17 protein-coding genes are annotated in these 21,153 nt (G+C 68.5%); 7 read left to right on the top strand and 10 right to left on the bottom strand.

Going from position 1 to position 21,153, the window contains the following annotated elements; all coding sequences use genetic code 11:
• Positions 1-29: 29 nt before the first annotated feature.
• Entirely contained in the window at positions 30-1,622 is a 1,593-nt protein-coding gene (locus tag ACZ4TW_RS17010) for a hypothetical protein (RefSeq protein WP_465544511.1), read from the bottom strand.
• A 360-nt stretch (positions 1,623-1,982) separates the two neighbouring features.
• Here ACZ4TW_RS17010 and ACZ4TW_RS17005 point away from each other — a divergent pair, with 360 nt between their 5' ends.
• Both ACZ4TW_RS17005 and ACZ4TW_RS17000 read left to right on the top strand, forming a co-directional pair.
• A complete protein-coding gene (locus ACZ4TW_RS17005) occupies positions 1,983-2,435 on the top strand; it encodes a hypothetical protein (RefSeq protein WP_465544509.1) in 453 nt (150 codons plus the stop codon).
• Between the two features lie 13 nt (positions 2,436-2,448).
• The gene (locus ACZ4TW_RS17000; protein WP_465544507.1) at positions 2,449-2,703 is read left to right on the top strand and encodes a hypothetical protein; all 255 of its coding nucleotides are present in this window, start codon (positions 2,449-2,451) and stop codon (positions 2,701-2,703) included.
• 60 nt (positions 2,704-2,763) lie between these two features.
• On the opposite strand, the gene ACZ4TW_RS16995 is transcribed toward ACZ4TW_RS17000, so the two are convergent.
• Positions 2,764-3,312 carry a VanZ family protein gene (locus ACZ4TW_RS16995; protein WP_465544505.1) on the bottom strand — a complete coding sequence of 183 codons (549 nt, stop codon included), beginning with the start codon at positions 3,310-3,312 and terminating at the stop codon, positions 2,764-2,766.
• Positions 3,313-3,647: 335 nt separating this feature from the next.
• Here ACZ4TW_RS16995 and ACZ4TW_RS16990 point away from each other — a divergent pair, with 335 nt between their 5' ends.
• The 3 genes from ACZ4TW_RS16990 (at position 3,648) to ACZ4TW_RS16980 (ending at position 10,403) form a co-directional block, all read left to right on the top strand.
• The gene (locus ACZ4TW_RS16990; RefSeq protein ID WP_465544503.1) at positions 3,648-4,892 is read left to right on the top strand and encodes a hypothetical protein; all 1,245 of its coding nucleotides are present in this window, start codon (positions 3,648-3,650) and stop codon (positions 4,890-4,892) included.
• Positions 4,893-5,382: 490 nt separating this feature from the next.
• The gene (locus tag ACZ4TW_RS16985) at positions 5,383-6,453 is read left to right on the top strand and encodes a zinc metalloprotease (protein ID WP_465544501.1); all 1,071 of its coding nucleotides are present in this window, start codon (positions 5,383-5,385) and stop codon (positions 6,451-6,453) included.
• 5 nt (positions 6,454-6,458) lie between these two features.
• Complete coding sequence (locus tag ACZ4TW_RS16980; RefSeq protein WP_465544499.1) at positions 6,459-10,403, top strand: S8 family serine peptidase; 3,945 nt, start codon at positions 6,459-6,461, stop codon at positions 10,401-10,403.
• 19 nt (positions 10,404-10,422) lie between these two features.
• Here the strand turns inward: ACZ4TW_RS16980 and ACZ4TW_RS16975 are convergent, their stop codons facing one another.
• A complete protein-coding gene (locus tag ACZ4TW_RS16975; protein ID WP_465544497.1) occupies positions 10,423-11,010 on the bottom strand; it encodes a VOC family protein in 588 nt (195 codons plus the stop codon).
• Positions 11,011-11,152: 142 nt separating this feature from the next.
• Here ACZ4TW_RS16975 and ACZ4TW_RS16970 point away from each other — a divergent pair, with 142 nt between their 5' ends.
• Entirely contained in the window at positions 11,153-11,890 is a 738-nt protein-coding gene (locus ACZ4TW_RS16970) for an aspartate/glutamate racemase family protein (protein WP_465544495.1), read from the top strand.
• Between the two features lie 95 nt (positions 11,891-11,985).
• Here ACZ4TW_RS16970 and ACZ4TW_RS16965 read toward each other — a convergent pair whose 3' ends face one another.
• The 7 genes from ACZ4TW_RS16965 to ACZ4TW_RS16935 form a co-directional block, all read right to left on the bottom strand.
• Positions 11,986-12,702: a hypothetical protein gene (locus tag ACZ4TW_RS16965; protein WP_465544493.1), complete on the bottom strand. Its 717-nt coding sequence runs from the start codon at positions 12,700-12,702 to the stop codon at positions 11,986-11,988.
• Between the two features lie 397 nt (positions 12,703-13,099).
• Positions 13,100-14,794 carry an Ig-like domain-containing protein gene (locus ACZ4TW_RS16960; RefSeq protein WP_465544491.1) on the bottom strand — a complete coding sequence of 565 codons (1,695 nt, stop codon included), beginning with the start codon at positions 14,792-14,794 and terminating at the stop codon, positions 13,100-13,102.
• A 15-nt stretch (positions 14,795-14,809) separates the two neighbouring features.
• The gene (locus ACZ4TW_RS16955; RefSeq protein ID WP_465544489.1) at positions 14,810-15,925 is read right to left on the bottom strand and encodes a glycosyltransferase; all 1,116 of its coding nucleotides are present in this window, start codon (positions 15,923-15,925) and stop codon (positions 14,810-14,812) included.
• The gene (locus tag ACZ4TW_RS16950; protein ID WP_465544487.1) at positions 15,922-16,512 is read right to left on the bottom strand and encodes an acyltransferase; all 591 of its coding nucleotides are present in this window, start codon (positions 16,510-16,512) and stop codon (positions 15,922-15,924) included. The genes ACZ4TW_RS16955 and ACZ4TW_RS16950 overlap by 4 nt, the downstream gene beginning before the upstream one ends.
• Positions 16,513-16,517: 5 nt before the next feature.
• The gene (locus ACZ4TW_RS16945) at positions 16,518-17,852 is read right to left on the bottom strand and encodes a wax ester/triacylglycerol synthase domain-containing protein (RefSeq protein WP_465544485.1); all 1,335 of its coding nucleotides are present in this window, start codon (positions 17,850-17,852) and stop codon (positions 16,518-16,520) included.
• On the bottom strand, positions 17,849-18,787 hold the full coding sequence (locus tag ACZ4TW_RS16940) for a glycosyltransferase family 2 protein (RefSeq protein WP_465544483.1): 939 nt from the start codon (positions 18,785-18,787) through the stop codon (positions 17,849-17,851). Before ACZ4TW_RS16940 ends, ACZ4TW_RS16945 begins: the two co-directional genes overlap by 4 nt.
• Positions 18,771-20,003, bottom strand: a complete 1,233-nt coding sequence (locus tag ACZ4TW_RS16935) for a glycosyltransferase family 4 protein (RefSeq protein WP_465544481.1) — start codon at positions 20,001-20,003, stop codon at positions 18,771-18,773. The genes ACZ4TW_RS16940 and ACZ4TW_RS16935 overlap by 17 nt, the downstream gene beginning before the upstream one ends.
• Before the next feature lie 276 nt (positions 20,004-20,279).
• Between ACZ4TW_RS16935 and ACZ4TW_RS16930 the strand changes: the two genes are divergently transcribed.
• Complete coding sequence (locus ACZ4TW_RS16930; RefSeq protein ID WP_465544479.1) at positions 20,280-21,149, top strand: hypothetical protein; 870 nt, start codon at positions 20,280-20,282, stop codon at positions 21,147-21,149.
• Positions 21,150-21,153 lie beyond the last annotated feature (4 nt).

Here is a 21,153-nt window from a genome sequence, read left to right as displayed (position 1 = left end):
CAGCCAATTGCTGGATCGATCCGAGGCATCTAGTTGACGGAGAAGGCGCTCGTCGCCAGTACGCGGCCGCGGACCGTCTCGACCGACACCACGATGTACGGGCCCTTGAGCCAGCGTCGGGTGCAATGCTGGACGATCCGGTACCGGCGCGACTGGACCTCGACTTCGACCGAGTCCGACTGCGTACCCCGGAGCAGGTTCCCTCTCTTGAGCAGTTTGCCGTCGCGGAAATACGTGATCGGTTCGCCCATTGCTGCGCGAAGCGTGTACCAGTCGCCGTGATCATCACCGAACCGGACGTTCGCGCGCCATTTCGGGCTGTTTACGACATGGGTGATTCTCACCTTCGGTTCAGGCTTTCGCGTCGCCTTCGTCTTTGCTTCAGCGCCCGTCCCCTTGCCGGCCACAGGCGTTTCCAAGCTGGCACCAAAGTTTGGAAGTTCGGTCAGTCCGCCCGCGGCGATGGACAGCGGAACCGGATATGCAGCGCGCAGGTATGGTCCTGGCTTCTCAGAGATCGGCGGAAGCGTCGACGCGGCGGTCTCTGCCTCGATGAGCCGCTCCCTCGCCGAACGTAGATCGGCCGCGGCATGAATGAACGCCTCGAAGGCTGAGCGCATCTCTTCGAGGTCTGCGGTGCGCCTAATTGGGCCCACGTCCTTGACGTCGAGTGCCTCGTAGATTTTGGCGCGTTGTTGTATCCGCTCCGCGGCTTCGACCTCGGCGGCACCGTCCGCGGACGCACCCGTGTACGCCGCGAGGACCTGCCCGGTGGATGGAGTCCCCCGGTGTGATAGTCGAACGCCGTCGACGGCGGTCAGAAATGCGAGGAATCGCTGATCCTTCGGCAGACTGCGAGCTCCGGCCTGGTCGAGCCTCGCCTCGGCATCGTCGACGTCCCGACGCGCCCGCTCCAAGTCGGCGGCACATCGTGAACGCGATTCGAAGAAGGCATCGAGTTGTCGGGTGATCCCGCGGATCCGGTCACTCGGGTGGTTCGGATCAACTCCCATGCCCACGAGGGTGCCGATGAGAGCGGTCAGGACGTCCTCGTCGTCTGGGATCCGCAGGTGCAAAGCCATCAGAATCTCCGGGAACCGATCGCCCGACTTCTCGCGAAACTCGCGTAGACCGTCGATGGCCGCATCTGGCGCGTTGGACGCGTCCGCGAGATTCGCGGCGATCAGCGCCGCGGTGCATCCAACGGGGAGTTCCTCATCGACGGAGTATCGGACGGTATCCGAGAGGGCATCGACAGTCGCTTGCGCGTCTCCGACGGCGAGCGAGGAGATCGCCCTCAGCAGCTGCGCCGCTGGTCGGAATGGAAAGAGCCGTACGCTTTCGCTCGCATCCCGTTGCGCTTCCTCATACCATCCGCGCTTGAATGCATAGTTTGCGCGATCGAGCATCTCGTCTCCCGCCGTGCGGGTCGGATGCTTGAGGACGTCCACGATCTCATCGGTCGACGTTTGCAATGCGTCGAGGGACGTGAGCAGCGGAGCGATGTTCAGGGTCGGTGCGGCGGCACCTGTCTTCCGTTCGGCTTCCTCACGCGAGCGTCCATACTCCTGGAGAAGGAGCGTTCCGACTTCCAAAAGGAAGCCGATCGTCAGTTCCATCATCTCAAGAGCCTCTCGTCGAAGCCGCCTGCGGAAGCCCCAGCCGACACGACGATGAGCCGAATCACCCCCGCCGTCCAGTATGGGGGCGGACTTCCCGTCACGCCACAGGCGGGGTCCTATGGCTAGCGAGTTCGAGTTCCGCCCGCGACGCCGAGTTGAGTTTTTTCCAGCCGTCGATGAATCGCATCGAGATGTGTCGAACGAAATGCACCAAAATCCGAGGACGTGAGAAACGAACCAACCGAGTAAACCCACTTTCCGTCCTCAGCGTTGAGCAATTGCGCGGCGTCTCTAGCGCGCACGCGCGCATGACCCTATAGTTCGTCTTGGTTGCGCCTGTCAGCGACGAGAGGTGGCGTCATGCCGGAGAAACGCAACACCGGAACGGGTGACGGGGCGCGCAGTATCGGCGCCGAGGCGGTATGGGTTGCGATCATCGCGGTACTCGTCTTGGGCATCGTATTCGTGATAATGATGTGGGGCGGGGTAGCCGATGACCAGATTGCTGGTGCTTTCGGCGTCTTCGCCACGCCGGTCGTCTCGATTGTTACGGCGTACTTTGGCATTCGTGCGACTTCACAGGCGAATCAGGCGCTTGCAAAGCGAACGGCGGAAGTCGATGACGTGATCGCGAGCTTGGAGTCAAGGCCCCGACTTCGAGCGCAGGACACGCGGGAATCGCATGCACCGTCCAGGGGCACGCAGGCTGAACCACCCCAGGAGGCTGAGGCTGAACCACGGATAGCTGCTCAGCCCGATCAACCGAGGAGTGCGCAGCCTGAACCACCCAGGGATGATGCTCAGGCAGGGTGATCCGATCACGAGCATGGCTCGGGAAGCGATATTGGAGGTCACGATGAATTCGTCCGATGCAGCAGATCTCGTTGAGAAGCTCTCCAAGGCCAAACCTTTCGCGGAGCCGCTAGGGCGTGGAGCAGAATCGGACTTCGCCGAGAGCGCGGTCGGCGCGGTCGAAGACGACATGCAGCAACGCATCATCGATGAGCTCGTATTTCTTCGCGAGAGCCTCGAGACGTTGGCGAGGATTGTCCGTGATGGGTTCGAGGAGCTGAAGCAATAGCTTGACCAATGCGATGATCTGTGGCCGGTTGATCGGCCGCTGCACTGCGCCGGCTGTTGCCTAACTCGGGGGCCGAAAGGGCAAGTGCAGTTCGGGATCGGCCAGCCGATACCAAGATCTCACCGCGACCAAAGCGATGGCCGCGCCGATGCCGGCGCCGAGCGTGTTCGCGATCATGTCGCGCGGGTCGAAGGTGCGATCGGGCAGGTAGCGCGCCTGTACGTACTCGGCGGCCACACTGACCACGACGGCTATCAGCATCGCCGTGACCACGCTCCACCACCGCGGCCGGCGCACCCACGCGATCCACAGCGCCCCGAGCGGCACGAACATCAGCGCGTTGCCCGCCATCTCCACCAGGGGGTAGCGGACCTCCGGCGACATGCCCCAGTAGCCGAGCACGCCGAGCAGCCAGCCGGGGTCGATGAGGCCGCCTTCGCCGTCGACGTGCACCGGCCAGAACAGCATCAGGCCGAGGCCGACCGAATACAGCAGGGTCACGAGGAAGACCCAGCCGCGTCCGATCCCGACCCGCGGAGTGGGCGCCGGCGAGAGGGCATCCAGTCGAGCGGATGCCGCGAGCCGACGATCCGAGCGGTTCGAGGTCATCGATTCAGCGTAACCCTGGAAAGTTCCGCCGACGTTTCCGTCGGGTGTCGGAGGTTTCGGGTCTCGATATCGCCTTCGTCCTTACTCGACCACAACAGGAAATACGGGGTTTGCGCATTCTCGATCGCGCCGAACCTTCGAGATCGTGTTGAGACTTGTCGCGAGTCTGTAATGCCGGGTTAATCATCCCGGGTTACCGTGGGACGGTCGCACGGGGGGAATTCGTGCGACGGTCGCACAGGGGGCCTTCGTGCATCGACGCTCGGTGGACCCGCGTCTGCCGCGAAAAGGGGACGCGCAACGGAACCGTCCACGGATCCACGGAGGACCCGAACATGTCCAGTCCCATCTCCCGACGAACGCTGCTCACCGCCGCCGTCGCCACCGCGCCGCTCCTGCTCAGCGACACGCTCGATCCGTTGTACCCCGTCTTCCGACGCGGGGCCGCGCCGGCACCCGCGGCCGCGGCAACGACCACGAGCACCGCCACGACGAGCGGCGCGTACGGGCCCGACGGTACGCACTGGCCGGCCAACACGCCCAAGCTCGGCTCGACGTTCGGCAGGGTGATCGACGTCCCCTGCGACTGGGCCGCGATCGGCAAGGCCATCGCCGCCGTCTCAGACGCCGACATCGGCAGGGGCGTGCACATCCGCATCGCACCAGGGCAGCTCCCGGGCTTCGGCGCCTCCTCGGGCTCGCAGGCCGTGCTCAAGAACGTCGGCCGCGGTACGGCGACGAAGAACGTCCTCGTCTCGCCGAAGAACGGATGGGGGTCTGTCACGATCGCCGACTCCGCCCGCATCACCAACGTCAAGGGCGTGACGTTCGCACGCATCAACGGGCGCACCGTGATGCTCACCGACTGCTCCCGCACCACGTGGGCGCACTCGAAGGTCTCCAACGGATTCCGGATGACGTCGTCCAACGGCGTCACTCGGGAATGCAACGCGTACGAGGTCGTAATGGCCGACGCGAAGGTCGACATCAACGACCCCATGGGCTTCGCCGCCGGCACCAATTCGATGATCACCGACTCGATCTGGGAAGGATGCTACATCGCACCCGTGTTCCGCCCGAGCGGCGCCGAGGACCACATCGACGCCCTGCAGATGTACGGCAACGGCGCCTACCGCGGCCTCACCGTCCGGGACACCACCATCTTCGGCGGCATCAACAGCGCCCTCCAGCTCGGCGGACCCAAGTCGCAGGACCCCGAGATCGGTACCCCCTTCGCCACGATCGAGCACTCCATCCTCGCGGCGCAGGTCTTCGCCATCCGCGTGCGATACCCGCTGCCGGATGGCGCCTACGAACCCAAGATGGGCCAGGCGATCAACGGCGCCGGTGAGGCAGGGCAGCTGTTCGCGCGCGACTCCTACGTGTTCGGCTCGATGTACACCACCAAGTGGGGCGAGGTGACGAACAGCTTCACGTCGTACAACAAGGCGACGACGACGAACACATCGCTCGCCGGAGCGTGGCAGTACGACGCCGGAATGTCGAGCCTCGGCGCCGCGTGGTTCGACGAGCGGACCCCCATTCCGACGGACGCTTACCTTGCGGGGATCTGGAAGTAGATCTCTATATGCCGATTACGACGGCGACTCACCACGGGGGCCGGAGCTAGCCACGCCAGTAGATCCTGTAACGAATGTCGTAGGCGTCAGTCCGCGGGCGGCGGCACCATCCGGCTCGCTCGAATCGGTTGATCGAGGTGCTCCACAGGAAATACCAGTTCGTGCGGGCGCAGTCAGGCCCGAGCCATTTCCAGAGGACGGCACTGCCGTTAAACCCGGCCTGCTGCTCGCTCCTCTGACCGAATACGTTCGGGGCCGAGTGCAGTGGCTATTTCATACACCCCCGACGAACCGCCCGGCAAGAATTCCCTGAGATGCACCTCACGTTTGTTCTACTGACGCCCGTCCCCTGAACTGAGGACTGGTCAGTTTCCGGCGATGGGAGTAGGACGGGGGTGACGATTGTTCGGTTGCGCCCCGGGACCCTCGTCGAGGGATGGGTGGATGCCGAGGCTCCTCCATAGGGGCGCACGTGATTCGAGGGGGAGTCATGGATTTCTTCAGCCAGCTGCAGGACGGCGACATCCTCTTCGACGATCTCCCCGACGATGTGGCCGCCACGGTCGAGATTCGGAATGCGAAGCTGCAAGAGCTCTCGTACAGCGGCGACCTCGGGCTCGAGTTCGTCGTCTCCGACCTCCGGCGATGGCTGCCCGGCAAGGTCATCAAGGTGGCCTTCCTCGACGGCGACAGCGACCTGCACCTCGACATCGCGACCACGCTGCAGAAGGTCACCGATGCCTGCGGTGTCGTCTTCGACTTCGGTGAGACCGCGGAGGGCGACTTCCGGAGGTGGACCGAGTCCGACACCGAGCACGCCGCCGACATCCGCGTGAGCTTCGACAAAAAGGGGTACTTCTCGCTCGTCGGGATCGACAGCGTCGACACCGGCATCGGCCCGCCCACTTCCCGAGTCGGCGGGCGGCCGCACCAGGCCAGCCTGAACCTGGGCGGGTTCGCCGTCCAGCGTCCGGCGACGTGGCGCGGCACGACGCTGCACGAGTTCCTGCACGCCTTGGGATTCCACCATTCGCACCAGAACATGCGCGGCCCCTGCCAGGTGTCCTTCAGGTGGGACGACGATCCCGGATACCAGCCGACGCAGGACAACCGCGGCGCCTTCATCGCGGACAGCAACGGTCGACGGCCGGGGATCTACACATATCTCGCCGGCTTCCCGAACTTCTGGAATCGGGCCAAGGTCGACCACAACCTCAAGACGGAAGAAGACCCCAGCCTGGTCATCGGGCCCTTCGACCCCGCTTCCGTGATGCTGTACCGGTTCCCGTCGCTGTTCTACAAGACCGAGCCCAGTCCGTGCGCGCCGAACGGTGACGGCCAGGCGCTGTCCGAGGGCGATGTCCGGGGCCTCCGACTGCTGTACCCCGACGAACAGGGTGAGCGCGAGAGCATCGCCACGATGCAGGACGAGATCCTCTCGGCGCTCGAGAATGCGGCACCGACGCGGTCGGAGGGCGGCGAGGAATCCGTCGGAGGGGCCGACGGCACCTCGATCGTCGAGAGCGCCGCCGCCGCGATGCGGGCCAGTCGTAGCGGCTGACGACGATGGCGCTGATCCTCCGGCCCGCTGAACGACCGGTCCTGCCCATCGACGACGGGAACCGTGTCACGTGGGATCAGCGCGGGAACGAGCTGACCTCGGCGGTCGAGACCGGGTGGCCAGAGATCGAGGCTGCCGTCGCGGCGACGGGGCGAATCGAACTCGACGACCACCCCAGCATGCAGTGGGTGGGAACCGGATTCCTCGCGGGCCCCGGTCTGGTCATCACCGCCGGATTCATCGCCGATCTCATCGTGCCGTCGGGCGCCGGCGGAATCGTGCGCCACCGCCCGGCCCTGCGGATGGGAGCGCTGCTCGGCGAGGGACCGGAGTATCGGATCGTCGGATGTCTCCTGCGGCATCCGGTGCTCAATTTCGCCGTGCTCGAGCTCGACAGTGTGCCGGTGATCGAGCCGCTCAGTCTCGATGCGACCGCCGTAGTCTCGGCCGGCGATGAGGTGGCGGTCGCCTGGTTCTACGCGTATGACCAGCGGAACGACCCCGAGTGGCAGAAGGACATCGGCCCCTTCGAGACCGGACAGAAGGTCGTCTCACCCGGCCGAGTGCTGGGGCACTCGGCTGATCGGTTCGGCGAGCGCGGCAACTGGTCGATCGCCCATGACTGTTCGACGCTCGGCGGCGCTGCCGGGGCGGCCCTCGTCAGCCTGTCGAGCGGCGCCGTGTGGGGCTGCCACTTCGCCGGTCAGTTCGGGAAGGAGAACTGGGCGGTTCCGGTCTCGGAGCTCGCACTCGACCCGAGGGTCGTCTCGCTCGGCCTCCGCTTCGCCGGTCAGCTTCCCGATCCGGATCCACTGGCCTTCGAAGGTGAATACCCCGACTCGTCGTTCACCGCCCCTGGGGACGACATCGGAGCGATGCAACGCCAGTCGAAGTCGTTCACGCCGGGCCTCGAAGCCACCGGGGTGAAGAGCGTCACACGGCAGCTGCTCGCGCGATTCCCCGATGTCGATGCCGCTCTCGACTTCCTACGTGCACATGGTCCGGCCTACGCCGAGGCGATCGACGCGCAGCCGGGGCGGAACCGCGTTTCCGATGAGGAGTACCTCGGTGCCGTCATCGACTCGCTCAACCGGCGTGGCCTCCTGGATGCGGACCTCGTCGGCGTGATCATGCCGGTGGATGTCCCGACATCCGACGCCACATCGGAGGCCAGGACCGCGCCCGTGCGATCGGGTTCCGCACTTTCCGATGAGACACTCGAATCCGTCGTCGCCGTACTCCCGAAGGACGCGGACAGGTACGTGATGGGATCCCCCTTCGCCCACCAGTTGTCGCGGTCGGACGGCACCATCGAACCGCTTCCCGACCTGGTGCGGCGGCTCGCTCGCGACGACGCCGACGACCACTCCGAAGCGCTCGGATGGCTGCTGCGCATGATCGTCGAGCGTGGGGACGTGGACGACACCGAGCCGATCTCCACCGCCCTCGCCGAACTGGGGCAGCCGCTTCCCGGCGTGCTGCAGCATCTCCCCGAACCCGACGCGTTGCAGATGGTGGGGATCTCATTCCTCTCCTCCGGACTGGAGGCGGCCCGCTCGGTCGCGCGAGTGCGCTTCAGCCGTTCGGCCAGCACCGGATGGCTCATCGCGCCGGACCTCGTGGTCGCGCCTGCGCACCTGGCGACGTTCGGAGATCGAGGCGAGGAGGCGAAGAAGCTGCTCGCACTCGAGGAGGTCGATCTCTCGGAATGCTCGGTGGAGTTCGATGGCGATCGCGATGGCGACACCGCCACCGTGGTCGGCGCCGCCGAGATCGCGCTCCTGGACTACACGATCGACCTCATGATCCTGCGGCTCGCCAAGAGGATGGACGACCGCGAACCCCTTCAGATCGAGCTGGGCCGGCCGGCCGCGGGACCCATCGCGGCCATCCACTATCCCTACCTCGGACCCAAGTCGTTGTCCTACGTCGGCGGCCAGCTGCTTTCGAACGACGGACACGACGTCCGCTACATCCTCGCCACCTCCGCGGGTAGCGCTGGTGCTCCGGTGCTCAACCAGGGTTGGAAAGTGGTCGCGACGCATCGAGCGGCCATCAGGAGCACGGATGCCTCGGGGAAGACGATGGCGACGAAGCTGGGAACGTCGGTCGAAGCACTTGTCGTGGCCTTGCGCGGTGCCGCGCAGACCCAGGAGCTGTGGCGTCGGATCTGCGGCGCGCAGGAGGCGCTCCGCACCATCGATCCGGTCCTCCTCTCCGCAGACTCGGCTCCCCAGCCGGCCCTGCTTGTCCTTGTCGATGCCGCCACCGAGATCCCCTCGATCGCGGGTATGTCAGTGATCTCCCGCGATGGAGACGTGGTGAGCGTCCTCGTGGACCCGTCGGCCGCGCGGGAGCTCGCGCGGACCCGCGACGTCGTCTCACTCTCGGCGAGCGGGACGGCACTTCAGACGGAGTGCCGCGTGAGCCTTCCGTTCGTCGGCGTGCCGCTGGACCGTGCTGGCATCGATGAGCGTGGTGAGCACGCGCTGATCGCCCTGATCGATGACGGCATCGACCCCTACCATCGGGCCTTCCGCGATGGTGCCGGGAACAGCCGGATCGACCTGTACTGGGACCAGCGCGACACCGAAGTACCCGCCGACGCCCCGGCACGGACGTTTTCCGCGGAGGGTGCGGACCTCGTGACGCGGCTCGGCGTGAAAGGCGGCGCCGTGTATCTCGGAACCGACTTCGACGCGCTCGCCGACGGCGACCGGGCCGCGCTTCGGACGGGGGTCGAGCACGGCACCGGCGTCGCCAGCATCGCCGCGGGGCGGGCCCTCGGCGACCAGCCGAAGTTCGGCGGCGGGATCGCGCCCGATGCGCGGCTGATCGTCGTTCGCTTCGACCGGCGCGGCCAATCGATCGGCGCGTCCGCGGGACACCTGAACGCGCTCCAGCTCATCGAGGATCGCGCCGAAGAACTCGGATTGCCGGTCGTGGTCAACATCTCGAACGGCATGAACGCAGGTGCGCATGACGGAAGCGCAGTCGTCGAGCGGCGGTGCGCACGATTCGTGGACCGACCGAATCGGGTCATCGTGAAGTCCGCCGGCAACGAAGGCGGACTCGGACGACACGCACGCTTCGAGATCGCCGACCAGAGCAGGAAGTCGCTCCGCTGGGACTCCACGCCGGTGAACGCCCCGCGCGAGGGCGCATCCGACGAGATCGAGCTGTGGTTCGGTACGCACAATCTCTACGACTTCCAGATCGAAGATCCCGACAAGAATCTCAGCGGCATGCTGACCGTCGGCACGCCGATCTCCGAGAACCTGTCGACGCAGAACACGCTGAACGCCAGCTATGAGCAGTACGCCACCACGAACCCTCGAAAGGCGCGCCTGTCGATCACCGTCGCGCCGGGAAAGAAGAAGGCCGTCCAGCCCGGCGAATGGAAGCTGCTCATCACCGCCAGGAGCTTCCGCGGCCGGGATGTCTTCCATGCCTGGCTCGAGGATCAACGCGACCGTCGCCTCGCGTTCAAGGCCGACAGTTTCGAGGAGTGCACGATCACCATCCCCGGTACCGGTTCTGAGGTGATCACCGTCGGCGCCATCACGCCCCGGGAGGGGAAGGAACTGTACGACCGCAGCTCTCGCGGACCCAACGCGAACGGTGTCATCAAACCCGATCTCGTCGCGCCCGGTGTGCAGATCGCCGCAGCGCGCGCGGGCACCGACGACGGCACGATGCCCGACGCCCGCGACGGAACCAGCTTCGCAGCGCCGCACGTCACCGGCGCGGTCGCGCTCGCGCTCTCGATGGGGCAGAAGGCGGCGTTGGGAGGCGGACAGCACGCCGCCTTCACCCACGACGAGATTAGGCAGCTGCTGATCGATCATTCTCAGGATTTCAACGTCTTCGGCAGTGCCGACCGCGGGTACGGCAGCTTGGATGTTCGCGCGTTCCTCGACGCGGTGCGAGCCCGGCTCGGCCTCGTCTGAAGCGCCTGCGACGCTCCGCTCAACGCGGCAGCGGGTTCGGCCCGGTCGCCGTGACCAGCCGCTGCGGCACCCAGCCGTCGACGTGCTGGATTCCGTCGAACGTCCCGCCCTGCAACTCGATCACCTCACGCAGCGCGCGGCGATGGAACTTCACGTGGGTGAAGTCCTCGAACAGGATGTAGTACGGCTCGTTCCACTGGTTCTGGAACTGCTGGCCCGTCAGCACCTCCCGGTGCCGGCGGGAGAACTCGTCGACCTCGTCGCCGACGACGACGCCGAAGTGCTCCATGCCCATCTTGTACACGCGCTGGTGCACAGGCGGGATGAGCTCGATGAGCGGGATCACCTTGCCGTCGAGAACGCGGAGCGGCTCGGCGAGAAGGAGCATGGACATCGGACGGCCGTTCCAGACGCCCTCCGTGTTGGCGATCGCGTGCCGCTCCAGCAGGGTCCGAACGTGCACGTACTGGTCCCACTCCGGCACGCGGAAGGCGAGGTGCCCCAGCTCGTACGGTGCGATGTCGATGCCTCGGGTGAGCAGGCGGTCACGCTGCTGCGCCGTGAACGCCCGATAGTCCCCGATGATGTCGCCCACAGGATCGGCCATCGTCCGCCTCCCCTCAGGCGCCATGGTACGGCGGGGAAGCCGCGGACGTCGAACATCGCGGGCTCGGTGCCATCCGTCGGCGTGATGACCCGTTGTACGGTGAGTTCGATTGCCGAACGCTCGACGTGCGGTAGGGGGACGTATGGGCACGATCATCCACCAGCCTGCCGCTCAGATGATGGGCGGGCACGCCGTCGGGATCCTGCTACTGAACACCGGGTACCCGATCATCCCCGGAAACGTCGCGAACGCGTCGACGTACAGCTACCCGGTCCGGTACAAGGTGGTCGAGGGCGCCGACAGCCCGCGACTCATCGGCGGCGATCCGACGCTGCTCGAACCCATCCTTGCCGCCGCCCGAGAGCTCGTGCACGACGGGTGCCGCGCGATCATCGGCGCCTGCGGCTACTTCGCCCGCTTCCAGCGTGAGCTCGCCGAGGCGCTGCCGGTTCCCGTGTTCCTCTCCAGCCTGTGCCAGGTGCCGATGCTGCTGGGTGCGCTGCAGCCGCAGCAGCGGCTCGGCATCCTCTGTGCCAAGGAGAGCAGCCTCGACCAGCGGATGCTGGAAGCCGTCGGAATCCGTGAGGAGGCGCCCATCGTGGTGGCGGGGATGGAGCACAGCCCCGGGTTCCGCGCGGCAATCCTTGAAGATCAGGGCTGGATGGACCTCGAGCAGGTGCGCGACGAGGTCGTGGGCGCGGCCGTGCAGCTCGTGAAGGAGCATCCCGAGATCGGCGCCCTGCTGCTCGAGTGCAGCGACATGCCGCCCTACGCCAAGCAAATTCAGGATGCGACGGGGCTGCCGGTGTGGGACTACATCACGCTCATCGACTGGGTGTACTCGAGCGTCGTCCGCCGCACCTACGACGGCTTCATCTAGGCAGCCATTCCAAGCTTCGCCCAAAGGTCTCGATACGGCCCTTCGCGAGTACTGGTCTTCCCCTAGAACAAGTGGCACAAGATCCCGGCTTCCAATCAGTGGGTCTTCTCCAACGTGCCCGTGTCGAAGTTGTATCTCTGCCCTCCGAGTTTCAAGACGGCTACGCCCATCACGATGGAGACCCACGCAAACAAGATGAACCAGACGATCACGGCAACCACCCAAAGGACACCCGGGAAGCTCCATCCCAAGTCGCCCGCGTAAGACCAGTACCAGACCATTGCGAAGATGAGCGATGCCACAAATGAGCCACCGAACATCAACGCCGTTCCCACATACGGGGCAAGCCGTTTACGGCCCTGGCCTTGCGAACCAGCAAGAAATGTCTCCCAGTGCAGCGGTGCCAATCCCTCGTTAGTGGCGTGGGGTTGCCCATGGTCGCGCAGTTTGTTTTCGAGTCCACGCAGGAACACCCCCGTTCGCTCCATCCGCGTAATCTCGCCTAGCCACTGCCACGTGGCGGCGGCGACTAGACCAGGCAGGAGGAGCGTGAATATCAACAGAGCGGAATACACGACGAAGGGTTCAGATGGGCCCGCGATGTCACCTCCAAGAGCGACGAGACCGGCACCAAATAGCACGCCGTAGGTTGCAAGACTCCATTGGATTATCGACTGCGCGTTCTGGAAGGACTGGACCGCTTCCGCACGCACGCTCGTGTACTCTTCGACGAGAAGTTGGCCGGCAAGCTCGCCCGGGGTTGTGTCGCGGCGCCGGGAGCGTCGTTCCCAGAAGCCGAGCACCTTCTTCACGTTTCCTCCAGCGATGTCATTGCTTCGAGCCTCGCGAACTGTTCGAACTCGAACAACGGAAGCACCGTACTACGGGATCGAAGCAACCTGCTTTCGGCCTTCCGCGGGTTTGCCCGATGCACGGTGCTTCTGGGACGGCGGTCACTGGTTGATGCGGTCCTCGCAGGCGATCGAGGAAAGAGTCCACTGCGGGCCTTGATCTCGTGGCCCAGCGTGCCCTGCCCTTCCCAGTCGGGTCAAGCGAAGGAGTCACGAGGTACCGGCGAAGTTCTCTCGCGGAGGTCTACTCACAGCGCACATCGAAGGCATGCTTCAGGTGCTCCTCTACTTCCCGGGCAGCGCGTGGGGGTCGGGTACGCGCGCTTCGCGTCCTACCGGACTAACGGCAATATCCCGATCAGTTGCGGACGGTGAGGGTCACCGTTGAACTCGTGCCGGTGTTACCGGCGACGTCGGTCGCGCGGGCGACGACGGGGTAGGTGCCGTTGGGGTAGTCGCGCGAGTCGAAGACCGCACGCCACGAGCCATCCGCCTGCTTCCCCGCGTTGCCCAGGCGGGTCGTGCCTGACCAGATCGCGACCGAGCTCACGCCGACGTTGTCGGTCGCGCTCACGAGCACGACGACCGAGGCACCCGAGACCGTGCTGCCCGACGCCGGCGACGTGATCGCGACCGTCGGAGCGGTCGTGTCGGGGGTGGGCGTGGGAGTGGGAGTGGGGGTCGGCGTCGGCGTGGGAGTGGGCGTCGGCGTAGGAGTAGGCGTCGGAGTGGGCGTCGGCGTCGGCGTCGAACCCGTCGGCACCGTCGAGACCAGGTAGCCGAAGTACCGTCCGGGGACCGGCTTCGTCGGGTCGCCAGCGAAGACGTGGCCGCGCGCGGCCGCCGCCTGCGCCTGGGCGCGCACGGTCGACCGGACGTCGGCGGCCGGCTTGCCGGTGCACGGCCCGTAGCGGTGGCAGTTCAGCACCACGCCCGTCGCGACGGGGGTCGCCATGCTCGTGCCGGTCGCGACGTAGCCGTACCGGTTGCCGAGCTTCGTCGTGTACGGGCAGACGCCCGGCGCCGCGACGGTGTGCGCCTGGTCGGCGGCGCTCACCGCGAAGTTCGATGAGACGGCGTACGCGTCATCCTTCGTCGTCACGCTGCAGGGCGCCGTCCCGAGGCCGCCGGGGCGACCGTCGAAGTCGGCCATGTTGGTCACCGCGATGACCTCGTCGTAGTTCGCGGGCGAGGTGGTCGCGAGGTCCTTCGCCGAGTTCCCGGCACCGCCCACCACCGTGACGCCGTCGCGCGTGAGCGAGCAGATCGCCTGGTGCACGGTGTCGTTGTTCGACAGGCCGCAGTTGCCGTCGTCGGCGCCGGTGTACGAGATGCTCATGTTGACCGCCGCGATGTCGTAGCGGTCGGCGTTCTCCGAGATCCATTCGAGGCCGCACAGCAGCGTCTGCACGGTGCCGCGCAGGCTGCCGTCGAGCACGCGCACCGAGTGGATGGGCACGCCCGGCGCGATACCGAGGATGCCGCTGCCGTTGTCGATCGCGCCGAGCACGCCGGCCACGCCCGTGCCGTGCCCGTCGACGTCGGCGCCGTCGCCGGTCGGGAAGCAGTTGACGGCCGACCTGAGGTTGAGGTCGGTGTGCGTGCTCACGCCCGAGTCGAGGATGCCGACCGACGGGCCGCTCCACGCCTTGCCCGAGCCCGCGTTCACGGGCGCCTCGTCGGCCTCGGCCGTTCCGACCGCGGGCGGCACGGTCTGCGCGAGCGCCTGCACGACGCGGTCGGCCGTGATGCCCAGCACGGCCGGGTCGGCAGCGAGGGCGGTCGCCTGCTCGGCGGTCAGCTTCGCCGTGAACCCGGTGATCACCGAGTCGTACTGTCGCGTCGGTTCGAGGTCGTACGCCTCGATCGCGGCGGCGCTCGCCGTGGCATCCGTGAGGCTCAGGTTGTACGTGCCGGCGGGCAGCGAGACGGATGCCGCGGCCGGCGCCGCGGCGAGGGCGGACGTGCCGAGCACCGCGATCGCGGCTGCCGCGACGGCGATTCGCAGGTGGTGACGGGTGGGGCGGCGACCTTCGGTTCGGGCGATGGTCATGGCGGCTCCTCGAGGTTAGTAGGGTGCGGGCTCCTGGAGGGGGATGGCGGCGCGCTCCGACGACGTGGCGGGCGACTTGGCGCGCAGGAGGTCGTAGAACGCGATGGTCGAACGGGCGATGTCGCCCCAGTCGAGCCGGTCGAGCGGGGCGCGCTCGGGGCGGGGCTCGCGCGCCCAGGCGACGGCGCGCGTGAGTACGTCGGCGTCGAACTCGCCGTCGTAGCAGCGCACCCAGTCGGAGCCGACGAGCTCCTGCAGCTCGCGCATCGCGCCGAGCGCCGGCACCACGACCGGGCGGTCGGCGGAGAGGGCGAGGATCGCCGAGCCCGAGTTCTGGATCGCGCGGTACGGCAGCGCGACGACGTCGGCTGCCCGTAGCCACGATGCGATCGCCGCGTCGGACTGGAACGCCAGGTCGAGCACGATGCGCGGGTCGCCCGCGGCCGCCGCGCGGATCTCCTCAGCCAGTGCCGCCGACGCGGGCTTGCCGGCGACCACCAGCCGCAGCGACGGGTCACCAGAGGCCGCGACCGTGCGCACGAGGCCCGGCACGTTCTTGTACGCGCGGATCAGGCCGACCGAAGCGATCACCGTCGCGTCGGGGTCGAGGCCGCGCTCGACCCGCGCCTCGGCGCGCGACGTCGAGAAGTCGTAGTCGCCCCGGTAGTCACCGTGCGGCGTCACCGCGCCAGGCGTCGCGGCGAGCTCGGGGTACGCGGCCCGCGCGGCGTCGAGCCCGCCCTCGGTGAGCGAGAGCAGGCCGTCGACCTCCTCGACGAGCAGGCGCCGCAGCCGCGCCCGGAGCGCCGGCGTGGAGCGCTGCTCGTGGGAGGCGACGTTGTGCACCGTCCACACGAGCTTCGTGCGGTGGCGGAGTCGTGCCATCCGCAGCGCCGCACTGAAGAGCAGCAGCCGCGCGGTCACTCGCCATCGGCGGCCCGTGAGGAAGGTCAGCTCGGGCCAGTGCAGGTGCACGACGTCGACGCGGCGCGTGAACAGCCGCAGGTAGCTGAGGTCGCGCACGGTGCAGCCCTCGGCGATCAGGCTCGTCGCGAGCCGCGCGTTGTAGGGGTTCGCGTGCGCCGTGCGGAACGCGGGTTCGGCCTCGACGACGAGGGGGTGGGTGCTCATGCGGCCTCCGCGGTCGAGTCGGGGGCGTCGGCCGCCGCATGGTCGTCGGATGCCTCGGCGCTCGCCGTCGGGCGCTCGCCGATGACCCTCGCCGGCACGCCGCCGACGATCGCCTGCGGCGGCACGTCCTTCGTGACGACCGCGCCCGCCGCCACGACCGCGCCCTCGCCGACCGTCACGCCCGCGAGCACGACGACGTTCGCGCCGAGCCATGCTCCGTCGCCGATCACGATGTCGCGTTCGTCCTTCGGCTGGTCCATGATCGCCACGTCGCCCTGCACGATGCCGTAGTTCGACGCGGTCAGCGTCACGTTCGGGGCGAAGAGGCACTTCTCGCCGATCACGATGCGACCGGTCGAGTTGCCCGCCCAGATCACCGAGTGCTCGCCGACGTGCGTGCCCGCGCCGATCCGGATTCGCTCCGCGTTGCGGAACGACACGTTCGGCGCCATCGACACGCCCTCGCCGAGGTCGAGCCGGCGCACCTGCCGCACGTGCGAGTAGCTCGAGAAGTGCGCGAGGCGCAGCGCGTGGAGGTAGGTGCGGAGGTCGAGCATCGACTGCGCGACGCTGGGGAGCCGTGGCATCCGGATCACCCCGCCGCCGCCGCGACGGGCGCCGACGTCGCGACCGGCGCCGCCGTGAACGCCTCGGCGATCGCCGCCATCACGAGGTCGATGTCGGTCGTCGCGCGCGTGGTCACCGCCAGGGTCAGACGATCGGCGTACGCGCACGACAGGCACGCGAGGTCGTCGCGCGGGTCGCCGGCGGGCCATCCGGTGACGGTCTCGATGCGCGCCGGCCCGAAGAACCGTGGCTGGCGGCCCCACGTCATGAAGGTCGCGTAGCCGCTCCAGTCGCGCTCGCCGAGGTCGCGCCGGTCGCGGTCCTCGACCGCCGCCTGCACCTGCGCGCGCACGAGCGGAACGAGTTCCTCAATGGGCGCCGCCGACGGCACCGTCACCTTCACCATGCTGATGTGGTTGCGCACGTTCGCGTCGTCGCGCCCCCGCCGCGAGATCGGCACGAGCAGCGACACCGTCTCGCGGTCGGGCTCGACGGCGGCGGCCGCGCGCAGGGTCGCCGCGACCGTCAGGTCGTGCACCGTGCCGCCCAGCCGATACGCGAGCTTGGTGGCCGGCACCAGCTCGAGGTCGAGGTAGCGCGAGTGCCGCGGCACGAGCACGCGCTCGGCCTCGCCGGTGCGGGCGATCACCGCATTCTTCAGCGGGCGGATGACGCGACCGCCCCAGCGGCGCAGCCGCCGGGTGAACGGCTTGCGCCAGTACTCGCGCCATGCGGCCGCGGGCCCGTCGCGCTCGGCCCACCAGGCGCGCCACGCGATCGCGAGGATGCCGAACCCGGTGCGCGGCGCGACGCCCACCGCCGCGCGGTCGGCCTCGGTCACCGCGGGCAGCTCGGGCGCGGGTTCGGCGCCCGCGACGACCTCGCCGATCCGGATCCCGAACAGCGCGTCGCCGATCACGTGGTGGTACCGCGCCACGATCGCGACGCGACCCGAGTCGAGCTCGACGACATGGAGGTCCCAGAGCGGCGCGGCCGGGTCCATCGGCCCGCCGAGGCGACCCGTGAGCAGCTCGACGTGCGCGGGGTCGTCGGGCTCGATCGTGGGGTGCAGGTGCACGTGCCGGGCGATGTCGAGCTCGTCGACGGGCACCCACGCGGGCGTCGTCAGGCGCAGCGGCGTCGGCACGAGCCGCTGCCGCATCGCCGGCACGAGCCAGGTCACGGCCTCCATACGGTCGCGGATGCCGGTGAGGTCGATGGCGCCGTCGGCGCCCCGCAGCGGCGCACCCTCGACGATGAGCGTCGCCGCGGCGACCATCGCCTCGAAGGCGATCGCGTTCGCCACGTACTTCTCGTCGAGCGTGCGGATCAGCTCGGCCGTCGGCGTCGGTCGGGTCATCGCGTCCTCCCGGTGTCGCGACCGGCGGGATCGCCGATCGGGGTCGGTGCGGGCGGATGCTCGTCGATGAACGTCGTTCCCTGCAGTCGTATGCGGGCCCCGGCGAGGAAGCCCTCGGCGATGCCGCGCAGCATCGCCCGGTCGGCCCGGCCCTTGCGCGGGTCGCGGCGGTGCCGCACCGCGCGCCCGATCGTGCGCTTGACCAGCACGGCGAGCATCGCGATGCCGACCCCGAGCCGCAGGCGCACCATCTTGACCGCCATGGCGCCGAGGCCGAGCCCGTAGCCGAGGTGCAGCGCGGTGTAATCGTCGCCGACGCGCGTGTTCATGTGGTGGATGACGCAGGCCGGGTCGTGCACGATCGCGTGCCCCGCGTCGAGCACGCGGCAGAACATGTCGAGGTCCTCGGCGCCCGCGAGCCGCCGCCCCGCGCCGAGCACCGGGTCGAAGCCGCCGAGCTCGAGGACGAGGTCGCGGCGGAACGCCATCACGGCGCCGTGCCCGGCGTCGAGGCCCTCGAGCGTGCGCGCGTACCGGCGCGCCGGCGCGGGCGTCGCATCGCCGCCGACGAGCGTGTGGTCGAGCATCCGGCCCGTGACGGCACCCACGTCGGGGTCGTCGAAGCCGGCCAGCACGGGCGTGATCCAGCCCTCGACCGCGACGCAGTCGTCGTCGGTGTAGAGCACGATCGGGCGGGTGCTCGTCTCCAAGCCGAGGTTCCGCGCGATCGAGAGCCCCTTCACGTCGCTGCGCACGTAGCCTACGCCGGCCGCTTCGGCGACCTCGCGGGTCTCACCGGTGTCGGATGCGGAGTCGACCACGAGCACCTCGACGCCCTCGGGCACCGCGGCCGTGATCGACTCGAGCGCGTCCGCCAGCATCCGCGCGCGGTTGCGCGTGCAGACGATCACCGTGAGCTCATGCGGCGTCGGCACGCACCGCTCCGTCTCCTTCGTCGACCGAGGTGGTCGCCGCGGCCGCGGGCGCCGCCCGGGTGTACGCATCGACCAGGCTGCGCGCGGCGGCCGCCCAGCTCAGCTCGGGCGCGTGCGCGAGCGCCGCCGCCCGGAGCCGCTCGAGCGTCGCGGCATCCGATGCCAGCAGGTCGAGTTGCGCCGTGAGCGTCGCCACGTCGCCGGGCTCGTGAACCAGCCCGTGCACGTCGTGCTCGAGCAGCGCGCCCGCCGCGGTCGACACCAGCGGCACGCATCCGGCGACCTGCGCCTCGTACGTGACGAGCGCACTGCCCTCCTCGAGGCTCGGCAGCAGCAGCACGTCGGCGCTCGCGAGCTCGGCCATCGGCGACGCCGTGACGCCGCGCAGCTCGACGCTCGGGTGCGCCAGACAATCGGCGAGCACGGCCCGGTAGTCCTCGTCGATCGCGCCGAACACGAGCAGGCGCCCCGAGTCGCTCGCGGTCGAGGCCAGCCACGCGTCGAGCGCGTGGTGCAGGCCCTTGCGCGGCTCGACCCGGCCGAGGAACACGGCCGTGAGCCCCGCGCCCCGCTCGCGCGGCGGGCGCTCGACGGCCGAATCGGGCGTGCACCCGTAGCGGTGGCGACGCAGCCGGGCCGGGTCGAACCCGCGCTCGAGGAACGTCGCCGCGACCGCATCGGACGGCACGAGCAGCGCCGTCGCGGTCGCCCACTCGCGTTCCTCGGTGGCGAGCCGCACCGGATCGGCGGCGTGCGACGCGCCGGCGCGCGGCGTCAGCCCGAGCCGCGCGCTCTCACGCGCGACGACCTCGTAGGCGTTGGCCGTGTGCGTGTTCGGCACCTCGCGATACGAGCGGATGCCGCGTCGGCTCGCCTCGGCGATCGTGCGCGTCGCCGCCAGCGGCCACACGTGCACCACCTCGGGGGAACGGCGCACCACCGCGCGAGCCGCACGGCTGTCGTGCCACGCGAGCGCGCGATCGCGGCCGAGCGCGCGGTGCGGAACCCGGCGGCCGGCGACCGTGAGCGTGGTCTCGAGGGAGGCGAGGCCCTCGACCGGGCGTGCGACGCTCGTCGTCACGAGGTGCACGTCGTGCCCCGCGCGGACGAGCTCGTTCACCTGGTTCCACGCCGTCCAGCCGATCCCGGGCGCGCCGAACACGTGCGGGAAGCTGTACAGGATCGAGATCCGCTCGCCGTCCCTCGTCGGTGCCATCGAAGCCATGCGACCCCCAGACGCAGGATGTGTCCTCTCCACCTTCGAGCGACCGGGTCGGCCGATACAACTTGCGGCGGCCTTTGACGCGCAGAGTTAACAGTCACGCAACATCCGCCGGGGCCGGAGTTAACACGACGGTCCCACGATGGGGTTCGACGGAGCTTCTCCTTCTCGTGATGTCGACGGCGCACCGGGACCGAGCGATCGGAACGGGGGCGCTCACCGATGCCCGGCTCGCACCACAGCCGGCCGATGGGAATCCAGGGGGACGACATGGAGACTCCGAAGTACCTGCAGGTGTTGTGGAACTACAAGTGGCTGCTCGCCTTCGGGCTGCTGGTCGCGATCGTCGCCGGCTTCTTCGCCGGCTTCGCGGTCGTGAACGGGCAGGTCGAGTCGCGCGCGGTGCGATCGTTCTCCGCGGGCACGACGGTGCTCGTCACCAGCCCGAGCGACACGCTCTACCAGTCGCAGGTGCCGGGCCGCGAGATCCAGGAGGGCGTCACGGCGCCCGAACCGCTCGACCTGTCGCAGTCGGCGCAGATCTACGCCTACATCGTCACGGGCGCCCGCATCCGCGACGCCGTCGAAACCGAGGTCGGCGCGCTCGACGACGACACCGAGTCGATCACCGCCATCCGCCGCACCACGCAGCCTGCGGGCGACGAGCGGTTCCCCGGATCGCTCAAGCTCCCCGTGCTCGAGATCGTCGGCACCGGTGCGACCGAGGCGCGCGCCGAGCAGATCTCGGCCGCCGCCACCGCCGCATTCCTCACCTACGTCACCGATGAGCAGGCCGCCAAGCAGATCGCCGAGGAGAACCGCGTGATGCTCGAGGTGCTCAAGGAGGGCAAGGCCGTCGAGGCGGAGACGAGCAACCCGGCGATCCCCGTGGTCGTCACGGGCGTGGCCGTGTTCCTGTCCTTCGTCGCGCTCGCGTTCATCATCGCCGGCATCCGCGCCGACCGTGCCAAGCGCAAGGCCAGGAAGCAGACGGATGGCACGCCGCGACGCGGCCGGCGGGAGGCCGAGTCGGCCGACACCGTGCCGGACGACCAGCCCGCGGCATCCGCCGTGCCCGACGCCGACGACACCACCGACGCCGACGACCATCGGCTCGTGGGCGCCGGCCGCAGGGACTGAGCCC

The organism is Agromyces sp. NPDC029043, from assembly GCF_055564615.1.
This window is presented reverse-complemented; position numbering and strand designations above follow the sequence as displayed.